The following is a 2,566-nucleotide window of genomic DNA, read 5'->3' on the forward strand; positions in this document are numbered from 1 at the left end:
TCGAGAACTACCGCAAACACGTCGAGGAACGGGCGGCGCAGGGGATTCCGCCGCTGCCGCTGAGCGCGCAGCAGACCGCGGACCTGGTGGCGCTGCTCAAGGCCCCGCCGCCCGGCGAGGAGGCGTTCCTGGTCGAGCTGCTGACCCAGCGCGTGCCGGCGGGCGTGGACCAGGCCGCCTACGTCAAGGCCGCCTTCCTCGCGGCGCTGGCACAGGGCGAGGCGCGCTCGCCGCTGGTCAGCCGCGTGCACGCCACCGAACTGCTCGGCACGATGCTCGGCGGCTACAACATCCAGCCGCTGATCGCGCTGCTCGACGACGCCGAGTGCGGCGCCGCGGCGGTCAAGGCGCTGTCGCACACGCTGCTGATGTTCGACTACAAGAACGCGGTCAAGGACAAGGCCGACGCCGGCAGCGCCAACGCCCGCACGGTGCTGCAGGCCTGGGCCGACGCGGCCTGGTTCACCAGCCGCCCGAAGGTGCCGGAGAGCGTCACGGTGACGGTGTTCAAGGTCAGCGGCGAGACCAACACCGATGACCTGTCGCCGGCGCCCGATGCGTGGAGCCGCCCCGACATCCCGCTGCACGCGCTGGCGATGCTGAAGAACCCGCGCCCCGGCATCGAAGCCGACCAGCCGGGCAGCGTCGGCCCGATCCGCCAGCTCGAGGCGCTGAAGGCGCTGGGCCACCCGGTGGCCTACGTCGGCGACGTCGTCGGCACCGGCTCCAGCCGCAAGTCGGCGACCAACTCGGTGCTGTGGTGGACCGGCGAGGACATCCCCTTCGTGCCGAACAAGCGCTTCGGCGGCTTCTGCCTCGGCGGCAAGATCGCGCCGATCTTCTTCAACACGATGGAGGACGCCGGCGCGCTGCCGGTCGAGCTCGACGTCTCGCAGATGGCGATGGGCGATGTCGTGGAGCTGCGCCCCTACGCCGGCGAGGCGCTGAAGAACGGCGCGGTGATCGCCAACTTCAGCTTCAAGTCCGACGTGCTGCTCGACGAGGTGCAGGCCGGCGGGCGCATCAACCTGATCATCGGCCGCGGCCTCACCGACTGGGCGCGCGAGGCGCTCGGCCTCGGCCCCTCGCCGGTGTTCCGCCGCCCGGCCGCGCAGGGCGCCTCGACCCGCGGCTTCTCGCTGGCGCAGAAGATGGTCGGGCGCGCCTGCGGCCTGGCCGAGGGCCAGGGCGTGCGCCCCGGCACCTACTGCGAGCCGAAGATGACCACCGTCGGCAGCCAGGACACCACCGGCCCGATGACCCGCGACGAGCTCAAGGACCTCGCCTGCCTGGGCTTCTCGGCCGACATGGTGATGCAGAGCTTCTGCCACACCGCCGCCTACCCGAAGCCGGTCGACGTGCAGACCCACCACACGCTGCCCGACTTCATCTCCTCGCGCGGCGGCGTCAGCCTGCGCCCGGGCGACGGCGTCATCCACTCCTGGCTCAACCGCCTGCTGCTGCCCGACACCGTCGGCACCGGCGGCGACTCGCACACGCGCTTCCCGATCGGCATCTCCTTCCCGGCCGGCTCGGGGCTGGTGGCCTTCGCCGCGGCCACCGGCTCGATGCCGCTCGACATGCCCGAATCGGTGTTGGTGCGCTTCAGCGGCACGATGCAGCCCGGCATCACGCTGCGCGACCTGGTCAACGCCATCCCCTACTACGCGCTCCAGCAGGGCCTGCTGACGGTGGCCAAGCAGGGCAAGAAGAACATCTTCTCCGGGCGCATCCTGGAGATCGAGGGGCTGCCGCAGCTCAAGGTCGAGCAGGCCTTCGAGCTCTCCGACGCCTCGGCCGAGCGCTCCGCCGCCGGCTGCACCGTGGCGCTCGACCCGGCACCGATCATCGAGTACCTGACCTCGAACATCACGCTGATGAAGTGGATGATCGCCAACGGCTACGACGACCGGAAGACCCTGGAGCGGCGCATCAAGGCGATGCAGGCCTGGCTCGCCGAGCCGCAGCTGCTCAAGGCCGACGCCGACGCCGCGTACGCCGCGGTGATCGACATCGACATGAGCGAAATCACCGAGCCGCTGCTCGCCTGCCCCAACGACCCGGACGACGTCAAGCCGCTGTCGGCGGTGGCCGGCGACAAGATCGACGAGGTCTTCATCGGCTCGTGCATGACCAACATCGGGCACTTCCGCGCCGCCGGCAAGCTGCTCGACGGCAAGCGCGACATCCCGGTGCGGCTGTGGATCGCCCCGCCGACCAAGATGGACCAGTACCTGCTCACCGAGGAGGGCTACTACGGCATCCTCGGCAGCACCGGGGCGCGCATGGAGATGCCCGGCTGCTCGCTGTGCATGGGCAACCAGGCGCAGATCCGCAAGGGCTCGACGGCGATCTCGACCTCGACGCGCAACTTCCCCAACCGCCTCGGCATCGACACCCGCGTCTACCTCGGCTCGGCGGAGCTCGCCTCGGTGTGCGCGATGCTCGGGCGCATCCCCACGCTGGCGGAGTACACGGCCAACATCGGCGTGATCAACGCCCAGGCCGCCGACATCTACCGCTACATGAACTTCGACCAGATCGACGACTTCCGCCGCCTCGCCGA

1 protein-coding gene is annotated in these 2,566 nt (G+C 70.3%); it reads left to right on the forward strand.

Going from position 1 to position 2,566, the window contains the following annotated elements:
- Positions 1 to 2,566: bifunctional aconitate hydratase 2/2-methylisocitrate dehydratase (gene acnB / locus EV699_RS19700; protein ID WP_132546038.1), on the forward strand; the 2,566-nt coding region annotated here is incomplete at both ends.

It is taken from the genome of Plasticicumulans lactativorans (genome assembly GCF_004341245.1).
GTDB lineage: Bacteria > Pseudomonadota > Gammaproteobacteria > Competibacterales > Competibacteraceae > Plasticicumulans_A > Plasticicumulans_A lactativorans.